This window comes from Nonomuraea sp. CA-218870, assembly GCF_050936535.1.
GTDB lineage: Bacteria > Actinomycetota > Actinomycetes > Streptosporangiales > Streptosporangiaceae > Nonomuraea > Nonomuraea corallina.
The window spans coordinates 1,725,748-1,745,880 of sequence record NZ_JBNJMN010000001.1 but is presented as its reverse complement, the minus strand read 5'-3'; the positions used below and the strand labels follow the sequence as shown (position 1 = coordinate 1,745,880).

16 protein-coding genes are annotated in these 20,133 nt (G+C 72.9%); 9 read left to right on the top strand and 7 right to left on the bottom strand.

Annotated elements, in window-relative coordinates; all coding sequences use genetic code 11:
• Nucleotides 1-13 precede the first annotated feature (13 nt).
• Nucleotides 14-829, bottom strand: coding sequence for a biotin--[acetyl-CoA-carboxylase] ligase (locus ACQEUU_RS08705; RefSeq protein ID WP_433062661.1), 816 nt, complete (start codon nucleotides 827-829; stop codon nucleotides 14-16).
• Between the two features lie 67 nt (nucleotides 830-896).
• On the opposite strand from ACQEUU_RS08705, the gene ACQEUU_RS08700 reads away from it, so the two are divergent.
• The 4 genes from ACQEUU_RS08700 (at nucleotide 897) to ACQEUU_RS08685 (ending at nucleotide 5,731) form a co-directional block, all read left to right on the top strand.
• On the top strand, nucleotides 897-3,101 hold the full coding sequence (locus ACQEUU_RS08700) for an FdhF/YdeP family oxidoreductase (protein WP_433062658.1): 2,205 nt from the start codon (nucleotides 897-899) through the stop codon (nucleotides 3,099-3,101).
• Nucleotides 3,098-3,937 carry a formate dehydrogenase accessory sulfurtransferase FdhD gene (gene fdhD, locus ACQEUU_RS08695; RefSeq protein ID WP_433062655.1) on the top strand — a complete coding sequence of 280 codons (840 nt, stop codon included), beginning with the start codon at nucleotides 3,098-3,100 and terminating at the stop codon, nucleotides 3,935-3,937. The genes ACQEUU_RS08700 and fdhD overlap by 4 nt, the downstream gene beginning before the upstream one ends.
• Nucleotides 3,938-4,001: 64 nt before the next feature.
• Complete coding sequence (locus ACQEUU_RS08690) at nucleotides 4,002-5,078, top strand: epoxide hydrolase family protein (RefSeq protein WP_433062652.1); 1,077 nt, start codon at nucleotides 4,002-4,004, stop codon at nucleotides 5,076-5,078.
• A gap of 47 nt (nucleotides 5,079-5,125) precedes the next feature.
• Entirely contained in the window at nucleotides 5,126-5,731 is a 606-nt protein-coding gene (locus ACQEUU_RS08685; protein ID WP_433062649.1) for a lysoplasmalogenase, read from the top strand.
• 97 nt (nucleotides 5,732-5,828) lie between these two features.
• On the opposite strand, the gene ACQEUU_RS08680 is transcribed toward ACQEUU_RS08685, so the two are convergent.
• The 3 genes from ACQEUU_RS08680 to ACQEUU_RS08670 form a co-directional block, all read right to left on the bottom strand.
• On the bottom strand, nucleotides 5,829-8,444 hold the full coding sequence (locus tag ACQEUU_RS08680) for a phosphoenolpyruvate carboxylase (protein ID WP_433062646.1): 2,616 nt from the start codon (nucleotides 8,442-8,444) through the stop codon (nucleotides 5,829-5,831).
• 68 nt (nucleotides 8,445-8,512) lie between these two features.
• The gene (locus ACQEUU_RS08675; protein WP_433062644.1) at nucleotides 8,513-10,084 is read right to left on the bottom strand and encodes a hypothetical protein; all 1,572 of its coding nucleotides are present in this window, start codon (nucleotides 10,082-10,084) and stop codon (nucleotides 8,513-8,515) included.
• Nucleotides 10,081-10,848, bottom strand: a complete 768-nt coding sequence (locus ACQEUU_RS08670) for an ABC transporter ATP-binding protein (RefSeq protein WP_433062641.1) — start codon at nucleotides 10,846-10,848, stop codon at nucleotides 10,081-10,083. Before ACQEUU_RS08670 ends, ACQEUU_RS08675 begins: the two co-directional genes overlap by 4 nt.
• 36 nt (nucleotides 10,849-10,884) lie before the next feature.
• Here ACQEUU_RS08670 and ACQEUU_RS08665 point away from each other — a divergent pair, with 36 nt between their 5' ends.
• From ACQEUU_RS08665 to ACQEUU_RS08645, 5 genes are all read left to right on the top strand, one after another.
• A complete protein-coding gene (locus ACQEUU_RS08665; RefSeq protein WP_433062638.1) occupies nucleotides 10,885-12,471 on the top strand; it encodes an acyl-CoA carboxylase subunit beta in 1,587 nt (528 codons plus the stop codon).
• The gene (locus ACQEUU_RS08660) at nucleotides 12,468-12,680 is read left to right on the top strand and encodes an acyl-CoA carboxylase subunit epsilon (RefSeq protein WP_433062636.1); all 213 of its coding nucleotides are present in this window, start codon (nucleotides 12,468-12,470) and stop codon (nucleotides 12,678-12,680) included. Before ACQEUU_RS08665 ends, ACQEUU_RS08660 begins: the two co-directional genes overlap by 4 nt.
• A gap of 107 nt (nucleotides 12,681-12,787) precedes the next feature.
• Nucleotides 12,788-13,729 (top strand): NYN domain-containing protein, encoded by a 942-nt coding sequence (locus ACQEUU_RS08655; RefSeq protein ID WP_433062633.1) that lies wholly within the window; start codon nucleotides 12,788-12,790, stop codon nucleotides 13,727-13,729.
• Between the two features lie 75 nt (nucleotides 13,730-13,804).
• The gene (locus tag ACQEUU_RS08650; RefSeq protein ID WP_433062630.1) at nucleotides 13,805-15,214 is read left to right on the top strand and encodes an AlkA N-terminal domain-containing protein; all 1,410 of its coding nucleotides are present in this window, start codon (nucleotides 13,805-13,807) and stop codon (nucleotides 15,212-15,214) included.
• A complete protein-coding gene (locus ACQEUU_RS08645) occupies nucleotides 15,211-15,711 on the top strand; it encodes a methylated-DNA--[protein]-cysteine S-methyltransferase (RefSeq protein WP_433062627.1) in 501 nt (166 codons plus the stop codon). The genes ACQEUU_RS08650 and ACQEUU_RS08645 overlap by 4 nt, the downstream gene beginning before the upstream one ends.
• A 48-nt stretch (nucleotides 15,712-15,759) precedes the next feature.
• On the opposite strand, the gene ACQEUU_RS08640 is transcribed toward ACQEUU_RS08645, so the two are convergent.
• From ACQEUU_RS08640 to ACQEUU_RS08630, 3 genes are read right to left on the bottom strand one after another with little or no spacing between them, the layout of a single operon-like run.
• The gene (locus tag ACQEUU_RS08640; protein WP_433062624.1) at nucleotides 15,760-16,686 is read right to left on the bottom strand and encodes a hypothetical protein; all 927 of its coding nucleotides are present in this window, start codon (nucleotides 16,684-16,686) and stop codon (nucleotides 15,760-15,762) included.
• Nucleotides 16,683-17,300 carry a hypothetical protein gene (locus ACQEUU_RS08635; RefSeq protein ID WP_433062621.1) on the bottom strand — a complete coding sequence of 206 codons (618 nt, stop codon included), beginning with the start codon at nucleotides 17,298-17,300 and terminating at the stop codon, nucleotides 16,683-16,685. Before ACQEUU_RS08635 ends, ACQEUU_RS08640 begins: the two co-directional genes overlap by 4 nt.
• Nucleotides 17,297-20,092, bottom strand: coding sequence for a BTAD domain-containing putative transcriptional regulator (locus ACQEUU_RS08630; protein WP_433062618.1), 2,796 nt, complete (start codon nucleotides 20,090-20,092; stop codon nucleotides 17,297-17,299). The genes ACQEUU_RS08635 and ACQEUU_RS08630 overlap by 4 nt, the downstream gene beginning before the upstream one ends.
• Between the last annotated feature and the right edge of the window lie 41 nt (nucleotides 20,093-20,133).

Sequence of the window (20,133 nt, the reverse complement as noted above, 5' to 3'; positions counted from 1 at the left end):
GCCTGATCAGAGGCTACGGCGTCGCGCGGACGTGTACGACGTCTCCCGCGCTGAGCGTGTGGTCCCGGCCGCCGGCGTTCACCCGCAGGTGGCCGGCGTGGTCGACGCCGGTGGCGCGGCCGGTGAGCACGCCGTCCCCGGGCAGCTCGACCCGCACGTCGCGGCCGACGGTGGCGGAGACGGCCAGGTAGGCGGCGCGCAGCCCGCAGGCGTCGGCGTCACCGCCGGCCCGGCTCCACTCCCGGTAGTGGACGTCGACCTCGCGCAGCACGGCCCGCAGCAGCGGGTCGCGGTCGAGGCAGGCGGCCTTCTCCACGGCGAGCGAGGTCGCGGTGGCGACGGGCAGCTCGTCCTCGCGCGGCAGCACGTTCAGCCCCATGCCGACGACCACCCCGTCGTCGACCCGCTCGGCCAGCACCCCGGCCAGCTTCCGCTCCCCGATCAGCAGGTCGTTGGGCCACTTGAGGCGCACGTCCAGCTCGGCCAGGCGGCGCACCGCCGACGCGGCGGCCACGCCGAACAGCAGCGGCAGCCACCCGTACGCGGCGACGGGCACGGCGGGCCTGAGCAGGACCGAGAACGTCAGCCCCGCGTAGGCGGGCACGGTCCACGCCCGGCCCAGTCTGCCCCGGCCCGCGACCTGCTCCTCGGCGACCAGCACCGCGCCCTCCCGCGCGCCCGCCCTGGCGGCCCCGGCGAGGTCGGCGTTGGTGGAGCCGGTGCTGTCGACGACCGTGACGCCCGTCCACAGCGAGCCGGGGCGGACCAGCGCCCGGTTGAGCGCCGCCTCGGACAGGGGCGGGCGGTCGAGGTCGGAGTATCGAGACACCTCACCATCCTCCCGTACGCGGGGAGGCCGGGCGAAGGCAGGCGCCGGCCGGGAGCAAGATGGATGCATGAGCAAGCGATGGGATCCGCGCAACTGGGCGTCGTGGCGACCGTTCGGCCTCGGGCTGCGCAAGCCGAACAACTATCTGGAGCTGGTCAAGGCCTTCCGCTCGGTCAAGGGCAACCGGCGCTACGCGTGGCGGATCCTCACCCGGGGGACGTGCGACGGGTGCGCGCTCGGCACCAAGGGGATGCGCGACTGGACCATGCGGGAGGTCCACCTGTGCAACATCAGGTTGCGGCTGCTGCCGCTCAACACGATGCCCGCGCTCGACGTGTCGGTGCTCGCGGACGCCGACAGGCTCGCGGGGAGGAAGAGCGCGGAGCTGCGCGCGCTGGGGCGGCTGCCGTACCCGATGCTGCGGCGCGCCGGCGAGCCGGGCTTCACCCGCGTGTCGTGGGAGGAGGCGCTGGGGGTGGCCGCGGACGGGCTGCGCGGCGCGCGCTTCGGCGCCTACCTGACCAGCCGCGGCATGCCGAACGAGAACTACTACGCGGCCCAGAAGGCGGTGCGCGCCCTCGGCACGAACAACGTCGACAACGCCGCGCGCATCTGCCACTCGCCGTCGACGGTGGCGCTCAAGGAGACCATCGGGGCGGCGGCCACGACCTGCTCCTACCAGGACTGGATCGGCTCGGACCTGATCGTGTTCATCGGGTCGAACCCGTCGAACAACCAGCCGGTGGCGATGAAGTACCTCTACCACGCCAAGAAGGCCGGCACCCGGATCGCGATGGTCAACGCCTACCGCGAGCCGGGGATGGAACGGTACTGGGTGCCGTCGAACGCCGAGTCGGCCGTGTTCGGCACGAAGATCACTGATGAGTTCTTCGGGGTCCACCAGGGCGGCGACATCGGCTTCCTGAACGGGGTGCTCAAGCACCTGATCGAGAACGGCTGGATCGACGAGGACTTCGTCGAGCGGCACACCACCGGCTTCGACGAGGTCCGCCGGGCCGTGTCGGCGCAGTCGTGGGAGGTGCTGGAGGCGCTGTCCGGGTCGACCAGGGACGAGATGCTGCGGCTGGCCAGGATGCTGGGCGAGGCGCGCTCGGCCGTGCTGGTGTGGTCGATGGGCATCACCCAGCACACCCACGGCGAGGACAACGTACGCGCGATCGTCAACCTGGCGCTGGCCCGCGGCTTCGTGGGGCGCGACGGGTGCGGGCTGATGCCGATCCGCGGCCACAGCGGCGTGCAGGGCGGGGCCGAGATGGGGGCGTACGCGACGGGGCTGCCGGGCGGGCTGCCGGTCACGCCGGAGAACGCGGCGAGGTTCTCCGAGCTGTGGGGGTTCGAGGTGCCGGCGGCGCCGGGGCTGACCGCGACCGACATGATCGACGCGGCGCACGCGCGGGAGCTGGACGCGCTGATCTCCTCGGGCGGCAACTTCCTGGAGGTGCTGCCCGACCCGGGCTACTGCCGGGAGGCGCTGTCCCGGCTCCGGCTGCGGGTGCACGTCGACATCGTGCTGTCGTCGCAGATGCTCGTGCCGGCCGAGGGTGACGTGCTGCTGCTGCCCGCGCAGACGCGCTACGAGATGGCGGGCGGGGTGACCGAGACCTCGACCGAACGGCGGGTGATCTACTCGCCGGAGGTGGAGGGGCCGCGGATCGGCGAGGCGTGGCCGGAGTGGAAGATCTTCACCGAGCTGGCCGCCACCACACGTCCCGAAATTTCGCGACTCATACGGTTCACCGGCACGCCCGCGATCCGCGCCGAGATCGAGCGCGCGGTGCCCTTCTACCAGGGCATCGCCGGGCTGCGGCGGTTCGGCGACAGCGTCCAGTACGGCGGGCGGCACCTGTGCCCCGGAGGCCGCTTCCCGACGCCCGACGGGCGGGGCGGGTTCTCCGCGGTCGAGCCGCCGGCACTGGAGCGGCCCGACGGCACGTTCTCCGTCGCCACGCGGCGCGGCAAGCAGTTCAACAGCATGGTCCACGAGCGCGTCGACGGCTTCAACGGCGCCATGCGCGAGGCCGTGCTGATGAGCCCGTACGACGCCGACCGGCTCGGCCTGCCCGACGGCGCCCCGGTCGAGCTGCGCGCGGGCGAGCGGACGTACCGGGGCAAGGTGCTGCGCGCCCCGCTCGTCCCCGGGAACCTCCAGATTCACTGGCCGGAGGGCAACGTGCTGCTGGACGAGGCGCGCCGCTCCCCGCAGGCGCGGATCCCCGACTACAACGCCTTCGTCACCGTGCGGCCGCTGTGACCAGGCCGGGCCCCACCACCCGCGCCCGGATCCGCCAGCTGTCCGGGCGCACGGTGCGCGAGCGCCGCGACGACCTGGCCACCGAGGAGCCGCTGGAGATCCGGCTGATCGGGGCCGACGGGACGCGCAGGACCGTGGCGATCACCATGCGGACGCCGGGGCACGACTTCGAGCTGGCCGCGGGGTTCCTGCACGGCGAGGGCCTGACCGGGGCGGACGGCATCGCGTCGATCGCGTACTGCTCCGACGAGGACCTGCCGCCCGAGGAGCGCTACAACACGGTCACCGTGCGGCTGCGCGGGCCGGTCCCCGACCTGCCGGCGCTGGAGCGTCACTTCGTGACCTCCAGCGCGTGCGGCGTGTGCGGTTCGGCGGGGCTGGACCGGCTGCACGAGCGGTGCGATCCGCTCCCGCCCGGCGGGCCGCCGATCGCCCCCGAGGTGCTGTACGGGCTGCCGGACGCGCTCCGCGCCGGTCAGGGCGTGTTCGGCAAGACGGGCGGGCTGCACGCGGCGGGCCTGTTCACGGCCGACGGCGTCCGGCTGGCGGTACGGGAGGACGTGGGCCGGCACAACGCCGTGGACAAGCTCGTCGGCTGGTCCGCCATGGGCGGCCGGCTCCCGCTGGCCGGGCACGTGCTCATGGTGAGCGGCCGGGCCGGTTACGAGATCATGCAGAAGGCGCTGGCGGCGGGCGTGCCGGTGGTGTGCGCGGTCTCGGCGCCGTCGTCGCTGGCGGTCGACCTGGCCAGGGAGTTCGGGCTGACGCTGGTGGGCTTCCTGCGCGGTGAGCGGTGCAACGTGTACGCGGGCCATGAGCGGATTCTTATGGAATGAAGCATTCCGTTCTGATATTCTGGGAACAGAACAAACCGTTCCGTTCCTTTGCGAGGAGTCCGCCGTGATCCGTCCGTACCGCATCGAGATTCCTCAGACCGACCTCGACGACCTGCGCGCCCGGCTGGCCAGGACCCGCTTCGCCGACGAGATCCCCGGAGCCGACCAGGGCGTCCCGGTCGAGCGCGTCAAGCGGCTCGTGTCGCGCTGGCGCGACGGCTTCGACTGGCGCGCCCTGGAGGCCGGGCTCAACGCCCACCCGCAGTTCACCACCGAGATCGACGGGCAGAACATCCACTTCCTGCACGTCCGCTCGGCCGACCCGGACGCGCTCCCGCTGATCCTCACCCACGGCTGGCCCGGCAGTATCGTCGAGTACCTCGACGCCGTCGAACCCCTGTCGCGCCACTTCCACCTGGTCATCCCCTCGCTGCCCGGCTACGGCTTCTCCGGCCCGGTCACGGAGCCTGGCTGGGACAACCGGCGCATCGCCCGCGCCTGGGCCGAGCTCATGGCGCGCCTGGGCTACACCCGCTACGGCGCAGTGGGCAACGACGCCGGCTCGATGATCTCCCCCGAGGTCGGCCGCGTGGACCCCGAGCACTGCGTCGGCGTCCACGTGACCCAGATCTTCTCCTTCCCCTCCGGCGACCCGGCCGAGTTCGCCGGGCTCTCGGAGGAGGATCAGCAGGGCCTGGGGGTGCTCGACTGGTTCTGGAAGGAGAAGGGCGCCTTCAACGTGCTGCAGTCCCAGCAGCCGCAGACCCTGGCCCACGCCCTGATGGACTCGCCCTCAGGGCTGGTCGGCTGGCTGGCCCAGCTCTTCGACGAGGACCTCGACGACGACTTCGTGCTGGCCAACGCCGCCGTGTACTGGCTCACCGGGACCGCGGCCTCGGCGATCCGGCTCTACTGGGAGAACGCCCGCGCCGAGCAGCCGTCCGGGCCGACGACCGTGCCGCTGGCGCTGGCCATGGGCGAGGGCGACTTCGTCTCGATCCGCGCCTTCGCGGAGCGCGACCACGCCGCCATCGTCTCCTGGAAGAAGCTCCCCGCCCCGGCCCGGGGCCACTACACGGCCCACACCGCGACGGACGCCCTGACCTCGGACGTCCGCGACTTCTTCCTCGGCCTGTCCTGACGCGGCCCGGCCGGGAGGCCGGCCGGGCCCGCGGCTACAGTGACCCGGTGCTCATCCTCTTCGCGGTGGTCGCCGTGGCCGACCTCATCGCCGTGGCCTGGGGCATCGAGTGGCTGGAGTGGGTGGCCAAGCCGCTGCTCTGTCTCGTGCTCGCCGCGTACGTCCTCCGGACCACGCCCCGGCAACGGCTGCTGGCCACCGGGCTGGTGTTCGCCACCGCCGGGGACGTGGCGCTGCTCGTGGACGGCCAGGTCGCGTTCCTCGTAGGGATGACCGCGTTCCTGGTGATGCAGATCTGCTACATCGTGGTGTTCGTCCGGATGGGCTCCCGGCCGCGCCGGGCCGCCGTCGCGTACCTGCTGGTGTGGGCGGCCGCCGCCGTGGCGCTGTGGCAGCCGCTCGGCGGGCTGGCGGCGCCGGTGCTGGCGTACGGCCTGATCCTGGTGGCGATGGCGGCCTTCGCCGCCGGGGTGAACGCGGTCGCGGGGATCGGCGGCGCGCTGTTCGTCTTCTCCGACTTCCTCGTGGGGCTGGGCGTGACGGGCACCGACTTCACCGGGCGCGGCGTGGCGCTGATGACGACCTACATCCTGGCCCAGTTCCTGATCGTCCGCGGCGTCCTGCGCGCCACCCCGCCCCGTCAGCCCGCGTGATCGCCGCCGTCGCACCCGTCAGCAGGGCCCTTGTTCCCACCTCATCGGCCTCCCCCTTCATCGATCTTGATCCGTACCAAGGCCATATCGCCGTGCGTCAGCCCGTGTTCTGCAGGCCCGCCGCCACGCCGTTGACCGACAGCAGGAGCAGGGTCGACAGGCGGTCGCGTTCGTGGTCGGACGGGTCGCCGGTGCGCAGCACCGTCAGGGCCCGCAGTTGCAGGTGCGACAGCGCGTCCACGTACGGGTCGCGGAGCTGGACGGCGCGGGACAGGACCTTCCGGTTCTCCAGGAGGCGCTTGTGGCCGGTGACCCGCAGCACCAGCGTGCGGGTGCGGTCGTACTCCTCCAGGACGCGCTCGGTGAAGTCGTCCCTGCCGCCGAGGGCGAGGTAGCGGGCCGCGATGGAGCGGTCGGTCTTGGCCAGCGACATCTCGGCGTTGTCGAGCATCGCGTTGAACAGCGGCCATTCGACGTAGGCGGCCTGGAGCTCCTCCAGCGAGTCGACGGCGGCCAGGCCGGTGCCGAGGCCGTACCAGCCAGGCAGGTTGACCCGGGTCTGCGCCCAGGCGAACACCCACGGGATGGCCCGCAGGTCGTCGAGCGAGCGCGGGGCGCCGAGGCCGCGGCGGGCCGGGCGGGAGCCGAGGCGCAGGGAGCCGATCTCCTCCAGCGGGCTGACCAGGGCGAACCACTCGGGGAAGCCGGGGGCTTCGGTGAGCGCGCGGTACGCCTCCTCGGACGCCCTGGCGACCCGCTCGGCCAGCGGGCGGAAGCGTTCGGCCGCGGCGGCGGTGCGGGCGCCGACCGCGGCGGAGGACGCCAGCAGGACGGCGTTGGCGACCTGCTCCATGTGGCGGCGGGCGATCGCCATGTGGGCGTAGCGGGCGAAGATGACCTCGCCCTGCTCGGTGACCTTGAACCGGCCGGCGACCGAGCCGGGCGCCTGCGCCAGCACGGCCCGGTTGGCCGGCCCGCCGCCCCGGCCGAGCGCGCCGCCCCGGCCGTGGAACATGCGCAGCCGTACGCCGTGCGCGGCGGCCCACGCCGTGAGCTGCTCCTGCGCCTCGTACAGGCGCAGGGTCGCGGCGGCCGGGCCGAGCTCCTTGGCCGAGTCGGAGTAGCCCAGCATGATCTCCATGCGCCGTCCGCCGGCCGCCAGGCGCTCCTGGACCTGCGGGATGTCGAGCATGCCGGTGAGCACCCGGGGCGAGTTGGCCAGGTCCTCGCCGGACTCGAAGAGCGGCACCACGTCCAGCGCGAGCGGGCGCCCGCCCAGGGCGTGCGCGACCAGCTCGTACACGGCGGCGATGTCGTCGGCGGAGCGGGTGAAGGAGACCACGTAGCGGGAGCAGGCGTCGACGCCGAAGCGGTCCTGGATCCAGGCGATGACGCGGATCGTGGCCAGCACCTCCTCGGTGCGCTCCGACAGTTCGCCGCCCGCGCGGATCTCCTCCAGTGCGGCCGCGTGCACCTGGGAGTGCTGGCGGATCTCCAGCTCGGCCAGGTGGAAGCCGAACGTCTCCACCTGCCAGATCAGGTGCTGGAGCTCCCCGTACGCCTGGCGGGGCGCGCTCTGGGCCAGACTTTCCTGCGCCAGGCGCAGGTCGGCGAGCAGCTCGCCGGGGCCGCGGTAGGCGAGGTCGAGGTCGCGGCGGCGGGTGGCGGCGATGCGGGTGGCCACGAACAGCAGCCACTGCCGGTGCGGCTCGCGCGGCGACCGGGTGGCCAGTTCGGAGACCAGGTCGGGGTGATGGTCGACGGAGGCGCCCAGCGCGGCCGCCAGTCCGGCCGAGGCGGGGGCGAACTGGGCGGAGGCGGTGAGCGTGCGGCCGATGCGCGAGCAGGCGTTCTCCAGGGCGGTGAGCACGTGCTCGGCCTGGATCTGGATCGCCTCGCGGGTGACCTTGGCGGTGACGTTGGGGTTGCCGTCGCGGTCGCCGCCGATCCAGCTGCCGAAGCGGATGAACGGCCGGGCGAGCGGCTCGCCGGTGCCGTCGTGCAGGGCCGCGTCGAGCGACCGGTAGACCTGCGGCACCATCCGGAACAGGGTCTCGTCGAAGGCGGCCATGGCGGTGCGGACCTCGTCGAGCGGGTCCAGCCGGGTGTTGCGGAGCTGTGCCGTACGCCAGAGCAGGTCGATCTCCTCCAGCAGGCGGCGCCTGGCCTCGTCCCGCTCGGAGGCGCCCCTGCCGGGCGTGTTGAACTCGGTGAGCTGGTGGCTGACCCGCTGGATGGCGGTGGCGACGGCCCGCCGGCGCGCCTCGGTCGGGTGGGCGGTCAGGACGGGGTGCAGCTCCAGGTCGCGGACGAGCTCGGCGACGCGCTCGCGGCCCAGCTCCTCCACGGCGTGCGCCAGCGACTCGCGCTGCACCGCGTCCTCGGTGTCGCGGCGGCGCAGGGACCGGATGCGGTAGTGCTCCTCGGCCAGGTTGGCCAGGTGGAAGTAGCAGGTGAAGGCGCGGGCGATCTCCACCGCCCGGTCGATCTCCCACGCGGACACCATCGCGGCGATCTCGTCGGCGGACGTCTCGCCGCGGCGGGCCGCGATGACGGCCTTGCGCAGGCGTTCGACGTCGGCCAGCAGGTCCTCGCCCCCCTGCTCGGCGATCACCTGTCCGAGCAGGCTGCCGAGCAGCCGCACGTCGCGGCGCAGCTCGTCGGGCATCTCGGTCACGGCGGCACTGCGATGCTCCAGCCCCTGGTCAATCATGATTCGAAGCGTATACACCGCTTCCGCGCCACCGCAGAGGGGTCTCACTTATTGGACTAGACCACTGGTCAGGCGGGCTTCGAGACGGCGGCCAGCATCTCCGGCATCCTGGCGAAGCCGATCCGCGCGGCGAGCCTGCGTCCGAGCACCTCGGCGGCCAGCCCGTAGAAGGGAGCGAGCGCGCACACCCAGAGCAGGCCGAAGAGCATCGGCACCAGGAGCGGCAGCGTCAGCAGGACGATCCCGGCCGTCGCGCCCATGGAGGAGGCGAACGCCAGTCCGCCCTGGCCGGGCGCGGCGCCGGTGAAGGCGTTGAGCCGCTCGGGGACCGTGTACGGGATGACGACGCTGGTGACGGAGCCCACGCCGAACCCGATGCCGAGCACGCCGAGGCCCGCGAGCACCGCCCAGACGATGCCGCCGGTGCCGCCTGTCAGCACTCCGGTGATGACCGCGACGGCCACCAGGATCGGGATCCCGACGACCGCGCCGGCCAGGTGGCGGCCCGCGAGGTCGACGCTGAGGCCGCGTTCGGAGCCGATGGCCACGGCGTTCATCCACAGGGAGCGGCCGTCGATGCCGAACGCGTTGCACAGCTGCATCGTGACCAGCAGCCCGCCGAAGGCGGTGAGCGCGATCGGCACGGCAGGGCCGGAAGGGCCGCCGCCCCCGCCGCCCCCGCCGAACGAGATCGCCAGCACGGCGGTCAGCACCACCGCGGAGAACCACACGACGCGGTAGCGGGGCTCGCGCCGCATGTACTTGAGCTCCTTGGTGACCACGGCCGCGAGCGGCCCGTCGGGCAGCAGCCGGTCGACGAGCCCGCTGTCGCGGCGTACGGAGGCGGCCGGGTTGGAGGCGTCGGTGGTGACCAGGGCGCGGTTCAGTGACTTGATCCACAGCCAGGCGGCGGCGACGACCACGAGAGCCACGGCGGCCAGCTCGGCCAGGCCGGCCCAGCCGCCGTCGGCGATGGCGTGGGCGGCCAGGCCGGACGGCGTCCAGCGCAGCACCTGCGCGGCCCCGTGGAGCAGCGCCACCGGGTCGCTCAGGTCCCTGCCGATCAGCAGGTTGGGCAGCTGGAACAGGAGCACCGCGCCGATCGCGGCGACCGCCAGCACGTCGCGCCCGCGCCGGCTGCGCAGCGCGCCGGACAGCGAGGTGGTCACCAGCCGGGAGGCGACCAGGCAGAGCGCGAACTGCAGCAGCACGGCCAGCGTGCCGATCAGGAAGCCGCCGACGCCGGAGGCGAGCGCGACCAGCGCGCCGGCGGTGACGATCAGAGAGGCGGTCGGCCACACCCCGGTGGCCGAGGCGGTGAACATGCCGACGGCCAGCCGCGACGTGGGCAGCGGGAACAGCGCCAGCCGCGCCGGGTCCAGGGTGTCGTCCAGGCCGAACGCCATCAGCGGCAGGGTCATCCACGCCACCAGGAACAGGGTGAACACCACGATGACGAGGTCGGCGGCGACGTCCGGCGGCGCGAGCCGGATCAGGCCCATCAGGAAGAAGCCGACCCCGGCCGCGAGCACGGCCACGACGAGCGTGAAGACGAACCCGAGCTTGCGTTCGAGGTCGCCGCGCAGGTTGCCGGCCAGCAGGCGGAGCTTGAGCTCGGCGAAGAGCCGTACGGTCGTCACGGCTCGTCACGCCGCCCGAGCCAGGACAGCTGGGACTCGCCCGTCCGCGTGCCGCCGACCAGCTCCAGGAAGGCCTCGTTGAGGCTGCGCCCGCCGCGCACCCGCTCCAGCGGGCCCTGGGCGACGATGTGGCCGTGGTCCATCACCGACACCCAGTCGCACAGCCGCTCGACCAGGTCCATGACGTGACTGGAGAAGATGACGGTGGAGCCGGAGGCGGTGAAGCCGCGCAGCACCTCGGTGAGGGTATTGGCGCTGACCGGGTCGACGCCCTCGAACGGCTCGTCGAGGAAGAGCACGGACGGGTTGTGCAGCAGCGCGGCGGCCAGGCCGATCTTCTTGCGCATGCCGGTGGAGTAGTCGACGACGAGCTTGTCGGCCGCGTCCGCCAGGTCCATGACCTGCAGCAGGTCGGCGGCGCGCCGCTCGGCCTCGGCCTTGGGGATGCCGCGCAGCCTGCCGTTGTAGAGGAGCAGCTCGCGGCCGGAGAGCCGCTCGAACAGCCGCAGTCCTTCGGGCAGCACGCCGATGCGGGCCTTGACCTCGACAGGGTCGCGCCAGACGTGGAAGCCGTCGATCTCCACGTGACCGCCGTCGGGCCGGAGCAGTCCGGTGATCATGCTCAGCGTGGTGGTCTTGCCCGCTCCGTTGGGCCCCACCAGACCGGCGAAGCTGCCCGCGGGCACCACCAGGTCGACCCCCGCGACGGCGACCTGCGCGCCATACCTCTTGAACAGGCCGGTCGTGCGAACGGCATCCTTCATGCGACCACTCTATGAGCAGGGTTTACCCTTGCGCGCATGAGCGCTGCGGAACCCATGCCGGCGATGCCGGACATCCACACAACGGCCGGGAAGATCGCTGATCTTGAGCGACGGCGGGACGAGGCGGTGCACGCCGGGTCCGCGGCCGCGGTCGAGAAACAGCACGCCAAGGGCAAGATGACCGCCCGCGAGCGGGTGCTCGCGCTGCTGGACGAGGACTCGTTCGTGGAGTTCGACGAGTTCGCCCGGCACCGGTCGACCATGTTCGGGCTGGAGAAGAAGCGCCCCTACGGCGACGGAGTGATCACCGGTTACGGCACCGTCGACGGCCGCCAGGTGTGCGTCTTCTCACAGGACGTGGCCGTGTTCGGCGGGTCTCTCGGCGAGGTGTACGGCGAGAAGATCGTCAAGGTGATCGACATGGCGCTGAAGACCGGGTGCCCGATCATCGGGATCAACGAGGGCGGTGGCGCCCGCATCCAGGAGGGCGTGGTCGCGCTCGGCCTGTACGCCGAGATCTTCAAGCGCAACGTGCACGCCTCCGGCGTGATCCCGCAGATCTCGCTCATCATGGGCGCGGCGGCCGGCGGCCACGTCTACTCCCCCGCGCTGACCGACTTCGTGGTCATGGTCGACCAGACCTCCCACATGTTCATCACCGGCCCCGACGTGATCAAGACGGTCACCGGCGAGGAGGTCACGTTCGAGGAGCTCGGCGGGGCTCACGCGCACAACACCAGGTCGGGGGTGGCCCACTACCAGGCCGCCGACGAGACCGACGCGCTGGAGTACGTCAAGGCTCTGCTGTCCTACCTGCCGAGCAACAACCTGGACGAGGCGCCCGCGTACGAGGCCGCCGAGGACCTCGAGCCCGACGCGGAGCTGGACGAGCTGATCCCGGACTCGGCCAACCAGCCGTACGACATGCGCCGGGCGATCGAGCACGTGCTCGACGACGGGGAGTTCCTGGAGGTGCAGGAGCTCTTCGCGCCGAACATCGTCGTCGGGTTCGGGCGGGTGGACGGGCGGCCGGTGGGCGTCGTCGCCAACCAGCCCATGCATTTCGCCGGATGTCTGGATATCGACGCATCCGAGAAGGCCGCTCGATTTATTCGAACATGTGATGCCTTCAATATCCCAATCCTGACTTTTGTTGATGTGCCGGGTTTCCTCCCCGGTACGGATCAGGAATGGAACGGAATCATCCGCCGCGGCGCCAAGCTGCTGTACGCCTACGCCGAAGCGACCGTCCCGCTGGTCACCGTCATCACCCGCAAGGCGTACGGCGGCGCGTACGACGTCATGGGCTCCAAGCACCTCGGCGCGGACGTGAACCTCGCCTGGCCCACCGCGCAGATCGCGGTCATGGGCGCGCAGGGCGCGGTCAACATCCTCTACCGCCGCGAGCTGGCCGCCGCCGACGACCCCGACGCCGAGCGCGCCGAGCGGGTCACCCAGTACGAGGACACGCTGGCCAACCCCTACATCGCGGCCGAGCGCGGCTACGTGGACGCCGTGATCCGCCCCTCCGAGACCCGCGCGCAGATCGTCAAGGCGCTGCGTGCCCTGCGCAACAAGCGCGCCACCCTGCCGCCCAAGAAGCATGGGAACATCCCGCTGTGACCGAACCATCACGTCCCCACCTGCGCATCGTGCGCGGCGACGCCACGCCCGAAGAGATCGCCGCTCTGGTGGCCGTCCTCGCGGCCCGGCCCGCCGCCCCGGAGTCGCCGTCGCGAACCCGTACACAATCGTGGAGAAACCCAGCAAGAACCATGCGTAAGCCGCTCACCTCGGGGAAGGCGGCTTGGCGGATGAGCGCCCTGCCCTAGATCGATCCCGGGAATCGGGTGTCAATCTCCTCGGGAGTTGGGACTATCTAGAGAAAGTAGGCGTATATAGTCGGCCGATCAACTAACGCCGCGGCCTGGAGGACATCATGGCCATCCCAGACCTGGTGCCGCACCCTGTGGCAGCGAAGTACGCCGTCCTGGTGGACGTCGGATATCTCTACGCTGCCGCAGGGGAAGTGCTGCTTGGAGCGAAGGAACGCAAGGAATATCGTGTGGCCGCGGATGAGCTCATCCAGAGTCTTCAGAAACATGCAGAGGAACGTATTTCTGGTGAGCTCTTGCGGATCTATTGGTATGACGCCGCCCGTGACCGCGTGCCCACCGTCGACCAGCGCGTCATCGCCCAGCTGCCCTGGGTGAAGGTGCGCCTGGGCAACCTGAACGCGCGCGGCCAGCAGAAAGGCGTGGACGCGCAGATCAGGAGCGACCTGGAGGCGCTGGCCAGGCACCACGCGGTGACCGACACCATCCTGCTGGCCGGCGACGAGGACATGGTCCCCGCCGTCGAGGCCGCGCAGGCGTACGGGGTGCGCATCCATCTGTGGGGGGTGGAGCCGCCCTACGGCACCAACCAGGCCGAGCGCCTGGTCTGGGAGTCCGACACCGTCGAAGTGATCAACGCTGATTTCCTGAGGCCCTTTTTCAGCCGTGCTCCGCAGCCCGTGGCGGTCCCGCCGCCCGCGGCGGCGCCGTCGCCCGCTCAGGTGTTCGCGGGCCGCTCCCCGGTCAAGCCGCACGTCAAGCCCGGCCAGGTCGCCAAGCTCGGGCCGAGCCGGCCACGGGTGGAGGACGTGGGCGAGCACGTGGCGCAGAAGTGGATCCTGACGCGGGGCCGCGACAACATCCGCGACCTGTTGCCCGGCCCCATCCTGCCGACCGTGATCGACACCGAGCTGCTGATCGAGGCGGAGAAGGAGCTGGGCCACTCGCTGCGGCCCTACCCGGAGGCGCGGGTCTGGCTGCGCGACGGGTTCTGGGCGCGCGTCTACCGCGAGTTCGACCTGGGGGTGGGCGTCTCGTCCAAATAGCCGCCAGACCGGGACCCCGCACTGAGGTCCGATTCCCGCCAGTCGCCACCGGTGAGCAGGCATAGTCTCAGAGGTATGTCTCCTCTGGAGCTCGACTTCGACGCCTGCTACCGGGCCGCCTCGGCGCGGGACGCCCGGTTCGACGGGCGGTTCTACACGGCGGTGAAGACGACGCGCATCTACTGCCGTCCGATCTGCCCGGCCCGCACGCCGGCCGCCAGGAACGTGCGATTCTACCGGCATGCCGCCTCGGCGGAGGCCGCGGGGTTCCGGCCCTGCAAGCGCTGCCGGCCCGAGCTCTCCCCCGGCGACCCCGGCTGGGACGCCCGCGGCGACCTCGTCGGCCGGGCCCTGCGACTGATCGACGACGGGGCCGCGGACGAGGACGGCGTCTCGGGCCTGGCCAGACGCCTGCACATCACCGAGCGCCACCTGCACCGGCTGTTCGTGGCCGAACTCGGCGCCGGGCCGCTGGCGGTGGCCAGGACCAGGCGGCTGCTGCTGGCCAAGCAACTGCTGACGGAGACGGCGCTGCCGGTCACGGACGTGGCGTTCGCCGCCGGGTTCGGCAGCGTCCGCCAGTTCAACGCCACCATGCGCGAGACGTACGGCTTCCCGCCGAGCGAGCTGCGCGCCACCGCGGGCGGGCCCGCGCCCGCCACCGGCCAGGGGGCTCCCGGAGCGGCGTCGCTGCGGTTGCGGCTGCACCGGCGCGAACCGTACGACGTGGCCGGAGTCCTGACGTTCCTGGCCGCCCGCGCGATCCCCGGGCTGGAGACCGCGGACGAGCACGCGTACAGCAGGGCCGTCCCCGGCGGCACGATCACGCTCACCCCGCGCCCCGGCCATCTGGCGCTGGACGTGACCGTCGACGACACGCGGCACCTCGCCCGCGTGGTGGCCCGCTGCCGGCGGCTGATGGACCTGGACGCCGACCCGGACGCCGTCCGCGACGTGCTCGGCCGTACCTCGCTGGGCCCGCTCGTCGCGGCCAGGCCGGGGCTGCGGGTGCCGGGCGCGTTCGACGGGTTCGAGCTGGCGGTACGGGCCGTCGTCGGTCAGCAGATCTCCGTGGCGGGCGCCCGCACCCTGCTGGGCCGCCTGGTCGAGCGGGCCGGGCGCGACGGGCGCCTGTTCCCCACCGCCGCCGGGCTGCTCGACGCCGACCTGACCGGACTCGGGCTGACCGGCAGGCGCGTCGTCACCCTGAAAGAGCTGGCCACCCGCGTGGCCGGCGGCCTGATCGACCTCGACGGCGGCCAGGAGCCCGCCGAGGCGGTCAAGGCACTGCTCGCGGTCCCCGGCATCGGCCCGTGGACCGCCGGCTACATCGCCCTGCGCGCGCTGCGCGACCCCGACGCCTGGCCCACCGGCGACCTGGTGCTGGACCGGCGCATGGCCGAGCTGGGCATCCCGAAGGATCACCTCGAACGGTGGCGGCCCTGGCGGGCCTACGCCGCCCTGCACCTCTGGAGTCATCGATGATCGACGCACAGGTCCTGCCCACGCCGGTGGGAGAGCTGTCCGTGCTGGTCCGCGACGGTGTGCTCGTCGCGGCCGGCTTCACCCCCGAGCCCAAGGAGATGTTCACCAGGCTCGCTCCCGCCGTCCAGGCCGAGGGCCTGACCGTGGTCGACGACCTCGGCCCGGCGTCGCGGGCGGTGCGCGACTACTTCGCGGGCGACCTCGACGCCCTCGACGCCATCCCGGCCGAGCAGCCGGGCTCGCCCCTCCGCCGGGCGCTGCACCAGGCCCTGCGCGAGGTCAAGGCGGGCACCACCGTCACCTACGCCGAACTGGCCGAACGCGCGGGGCTGCCCAGGTCGGCGGCCAGAGCGGCGGGCGGCGCCTGCGCCCGGAACCTCATCGCCCCGTTCGTGCCCTGCCACCGCGTCCTGCCCAGCACGGGCGGATTCGGCGGCTACTACTACGGCGTCGCCGTCAAGGAGTGGCTGCTCGGGCACGAGTCGGGCCGCCGCTGACCGTGCGGAACGGTGCGGGACCGGGCCCGGTCGGCACGGCCCCGGGGCTCACGGGCGGACGTTGCTCTGCACCTCGCCGACCGGCACGTCCCTGGACACCTCCACCTCGATCGGGTCGAACTGGATGCCGGCTCCGCCCGTCACCGTCACCGGCCACACGCTGGTCACCGTCAGCTCGTACACCTGGCGCGGCCGGTCGATCGAGGCGCGCAGGTAACGCACCCCGCAGGTGAACTCCGCCCCCCGGGCGTACGGCCGGCCCGCGGCCCCGCAGTCCTTCTCCCGCACCTCGGCCCGGTCGGAGCCGGTGCCCGCGTCGATCCGGATGTCCCGCAGCGTCGCCGTCACCGTGGCGCTCATGACGCCCGGCAGCGTCGCGGTCACCGACCGGGTGGTGTCGCCGACGCCCTCCAGCCAGACGAACGTCGGCAGGTTGACGTAGCTCTTGGCGTCCGGGTTCAGCGCGACCGTGCCCTCGGGCACCGTCAGCGCGGCCCTGGCGATCTCGGCCAGCTCCTGGAACGTGATCCCGCTCGGCGGCGTCTCGCCGGGGGGGACGAACACGAACTGCTGCAGCCCCGCCCAGCAGGCGGCGCCCCTCGGGTCGCCGCTGTTGTACGCCGGGGACCACCACAGCCCCGGCTGCCCCACCTTGTCCTTGAACTGCTGGATGAAGGAGCGGAACCCCTCCTCGTCGGCCTGCGCCCGGCCCCGGTTGGCCACCGGGTCGGACATCTGCTCGAACATCTTCTCCGCGTCCAGGCCCGGCTCGTACCAGCAGGGGCTTCTCATCGTGTAGCCGTCGTTGCGGCCGTTGCCGACGTCACCGGTGATGCGGATCTTCGAGTGCTCCAGCACGACCCCGGCGGTGCGGCCCTGCTGGGTGCCTCTGACCTTCGCCTCCTCGTTCGGCGGGTCGGGAGCGGCGCCGGCCAGCAGCGTTCCGGCGACGATCATCGCGATCAGCGGTCTCATCGGCCGCATCCTTCCGTGCCGTAGGCGATCTGCTTGATCCGCCACCTGCCGTCGTCGTCCTTGCGGGCGAGCATCCGCTGCAGGTAGGGGGTGCGGATGGAGGTGGGCTGCGGCGTGACCGGCTCACCCGCGCCGGTGACGACCTTCATCCGCGTCTCGTCCACGCAGACGTCGACCTCGGCGCCCCGGCCGACGATCGCGTTCACCTTCAGCCGGTAGAGCCGCGACCGGCCGGCCACCGCGTACCCCCCGTCGGTGAACTCGCGGACCCAGCGGATCGCCTCCTCCCGGAACATCGGGTCGGCGTGCCGCAGGTGGCCGTCGTCGCCGGAGAAGACCGCCCGGTACTTGGCCAGGTAGTAGTCGGGGAACAGCCGCAGCAGCGCGGTGTCCTGGCCGGGCCAGTCGATCCGCACCCGCAGGTCGCCGACGTCGACGGAGGCCGGCCGGTCCGACGCCGCCGGCCGGTCGGACGTCTCCCGAGTCGGGGTGGGCGACGGCCCGGCCGCGCCGGTGGCCGGGGCCGGCTCCTCGCGCGGCTGGTAGGGCCGCTCGGCGGCCTGCCCGCAGCCTGCCAGCAGCAGCGACGCGAGCAAGGCCGTGATCGTCTTCATGCCGTGGACTCCCTGACGAGGTGGACGCGCCACGACGGCAGCAGCTCGTCGATGAGCGCCTCGGTTTCCGGGGCGAGGCCGCCGGCGGCCCGCCGGGTCAGCCACTCGATGACGGCCCGCAGCCGGGCCAGGTCGCCGGTCGCGTGCGCGGCGCGCAGCAGGTCGCGCCAGAGGCTCTCGTCGTCGCCGGCCAGCAGCAACGCGGCCCGTACGGCGGCGATGGCGGCGTCCGGCTCCCCCTCGGCGAGCCGGATCTCGCACAGGCGGCGGGCCGCGTCGGCCACCTCGGCGACCACGTCGTACTCCAGCGCGTCGGCCGCCAGCCAGGCGTACCGGCCCGGCGGCCTGCCGGTCAGCAGCGGGCCCCTGACCAGGCCGAGGGCCTTCTCCAGCAGCACGGTCCTGGCCAGCTGGTCGCCGTGCGAGCGCCGTACCAGCTCGCGGAAGAGCGCCCAGTCCGTGCGGACGCCGGGCCCGAGCGAGAGCCGGCCGGACTCGTCCTCGCGCAGGTGCTCGGGGCCGAGCCAGGCGACGACGCGGGCGATCGTGGCGTCCCTGACCATGGGCTGCACGCCGCGCGGCCACAGCACGCCGCCGAGCACGACCGGGTGCACGCCGCCCGGATGGGTGGCGAGGTAGACCAGCAGCTCGGCGGCGAGCGCCATGCGGCCCTCTTCGAGCGGCCGCGGGCCGACGACCTCGACAGGGCCGAGAATCCTGATCTCGACCGCGGGCTGGCGCAGGTCCGTCAACGGCTCCGGGCCGGGGATGCGCTCGCCGTCGACCCGGCCGGCGGTGCGGAACAGGTCGACCAGCGCCCGGTAGTGGCGGCGCGGCAGCAGCTGCGCTCTCACCTCGAAGCCCAGCTCGGGCAGCCTGGCCAGGCCGTCCTCGGTGATCTCCCAGGTCCAGGTGGCGTGCGGCACGTCGCCGGCGACCACGTACCCGGCCGAGTCGTTCCTGGCGAGCAGGGCCAGGCGGCGGGCCTCGTCATGGGTCGGCGCCACAGCCGACAGCAGGTAGTGGGCCACGCCGGGGCGTCCGTTGATCCGGCCGGTGAGCACCTCCCGGCGCGGGGACGCGCCCGCCTCCAGCTCCGGCAGCACCTCGGCCAGCCCGCCGACGGCCCTGACCCGGTCGGGTGCGATCGCGGTCAGCTCCTCGCCGAACCCGACGAGCGTGACCCGCATACGGTCGGACCACCGGTTGGTGGCCAGCTCCACGGCGAGCGCGGCCAGCGCCGCCGTGGTCTGCGGGCCGCGGATGTTGATCAGGCCCTGCGCCGCCTCCAGGTCCACCAGCACCCGGCCGCTCCGGTCGGTCCCGATCGACACGAGCCCGGGGTACGGGGCCCCGCCCCGCTGGTCGTCCAGCAGGCGGCCTTCCTGCGCGGCCAGCCGCCACACCTGGCCGCCGTCGTCGGCGGTCCACGGGGCGGGCGGGTGCTCGTCGGGCGGGTGGACCCACAGGTCGAGCGAGCGCGCCGACAGGTGGGCGGCGTAGACGGTGGGCGGGGTGCGGCCCCGCGCGCCCAGCTCGGCGCCGAGCAGCCGGAGCCCGAGATCGAGGATGCGGGCGCCGGGCTTGTCGGCGCCCAGCCGGAGCGCCACCTCGGCGTCGGCGGCGTCGCCCTGCGGGCGCGCGACCCGGTGGCCGGTCAGCCGGCGCCAGAGCTGCTCGCGCCGGCGCACGGCGAGCAGGGCGAGCAGGCCGGCGGCGGCCAGCGACGCCCCGGACAGGACGTCCAGCAGGGCCGAGCCGCCCGCCTGCTGGTCGCCGTGGCCGTTACCGTTCTGGTCGCCGTGCTGGTCAGCGCCGGTCCTGTCGCCGGAACCCCGGTCGCCCTGCCGCTGGTCTCCGGAGCCGCGCTCGCGCTGGTCACCCGAGCGCTGGTCGCCCTTCCCCTGCTCGCCCTTCCCCTGCTCGCTCTTCCCCTGGCCGCCCTTCCCCTGCTCGCCCTGCCGCTGGTCGACGTCGGCCGGGCGGTCCTTCTTGGGCGGGCCCGGGTGTTCCTTGAGGGTCTGCGCCCTGGCCTGGTTGGCGGGCACGAGGTGCGTGTTGCGCGCGTCGTCGGGCATGTCGAGCACCCACCCGGGCCTGATCAGGTCGGCCATCCGCAGCCGAGCCCCGTCGGGCTGCTCCTTGTGCTGGTTGAGCCGGAAGATCTCGGGGTAGCGCCGCCCGTCGCCGAGGCACTTCTCGGCGATCTCCCACAGGCTCTCGTGGTGACGGCCGTGCGGCGGCTGCACCACGTACACCTTCTTGGTCCGCTGGTTGTCGACCACCTGCTGCTCCACGACCGGGGCCGTGAACGCGACCGCCGTCACCGGAGGGATGGTCGGCGGCGGCCCGGCCAGCCTGGCGATCGGCGCGACCGCGGCGCCCGTGGTGAACAGCACCAGCGCGGCCGTGACGAGCTTGTTGGCCAGCACCTGAGTGCCGCCGGACAGCGGCACCCTGGCCGGCATCCCGACCCGGCGCACCCCCGCGTACACCTCGACCACCACGCACGCGAACAGCTGCAGCCAGGCCAGCCAGACGAACAGGACCAGCAGCGCCGTGATCGTGCTGGGCCCGACGCGGGCGGTGAGCAGATCCAGGTCGAGCAGTTCGGGGCCGATCGGCGGCCCGACGAACACCAGCAGCGCGTACGGCACGCCGCCGACGAGCGCCAGCAGCAGCGCGAGCGCGCCGAGCCCGGCCAGCACGTCGCCGAGGCGGCGTCTGGCAGGGATGCGCGCGGGAGCCCGGGCGGGCGTCCGTCCGCGCGCGTGCTGGGCCGGACCTGGCATCACCACTCCCTTTCTCACGTCCAGCGTCCCGACTCGCCGGT

Bases quoted from the DNA above. Each gene is read 5' to 3' on its own strand.
- ACQEUU_RS08700 (WP_433062658.1), top strand. From the start codon at position 897: ATGAGCAAGCGATGGGATCCGCGCAACTGGGCGTCGTGGCGACCGTTC.
- ACQEUU_RS08680 (WP_433062646.1), bottom strand. From the start codon at position 8,444: ATGATTGACCAGGGGCTGGAGCATCGCAGTGCCGCCGTGACCGAGATG.
- ACQEUU_RS08670 (WP_433062641.1), bottom strand. From the start codon at position 10,848: ATGAAGGATGCCGTTCGCACGACCGGCCTGTTCAAGAGGTATGGCGCG.
- ACQEUU_RS08665 (WP_433062638.1), top strand. From the start codon at position 10,885: ATGAGCGCTGCGGAACCCATGCCGGCGATGCCGGACATCCACACAACG.
- ACQEUU_RS08655 (WP_433062633.1), top strand. From the start codon at position 12,788: ATGGCCATCCCAGACCTGGTGCCGCACCCTGTGGCAGCGAAGTACGCC.
- ACQEUU_RS08650 (WP_433062630.1), top strand. From the start codon at position 13,805: ATGTCTCCTCTGGAGCTCGACTTCGACGCCTGCTACCGGGCCGCCTCG.
- ACQEUU_RS08645 (WP_433062627.1), top strand. From the start codon at position 15,211: ATGATCGACGCACAGGTCCTGCCCACGCCGGTGGGAGAGCTGTCCGTG.
- ACQEUU_RS08640 (WP_433062624.1), bottom strand. From the start codon at position 16,686: ATGAGACCGCTGATCGCGATGATCGTCGCCGGAACGCTGCTGGCCGGC.
- ACQEUU_RS08635 (WP_433062621.1), bottom strand. From the start codon at position 17,300: ATGAAGACGATCACGGCCTTGCTCGCGTCGCTGCTGCTGGCAGGCTGC.
- ACQEUU_RS08630 (WP_433062618.1), bottom strand. From the start codon at position 20,092: ATGCCAGGTCCGGCCCAGCACGCGCGCGGACGGACGCCCGCCCGGGCT.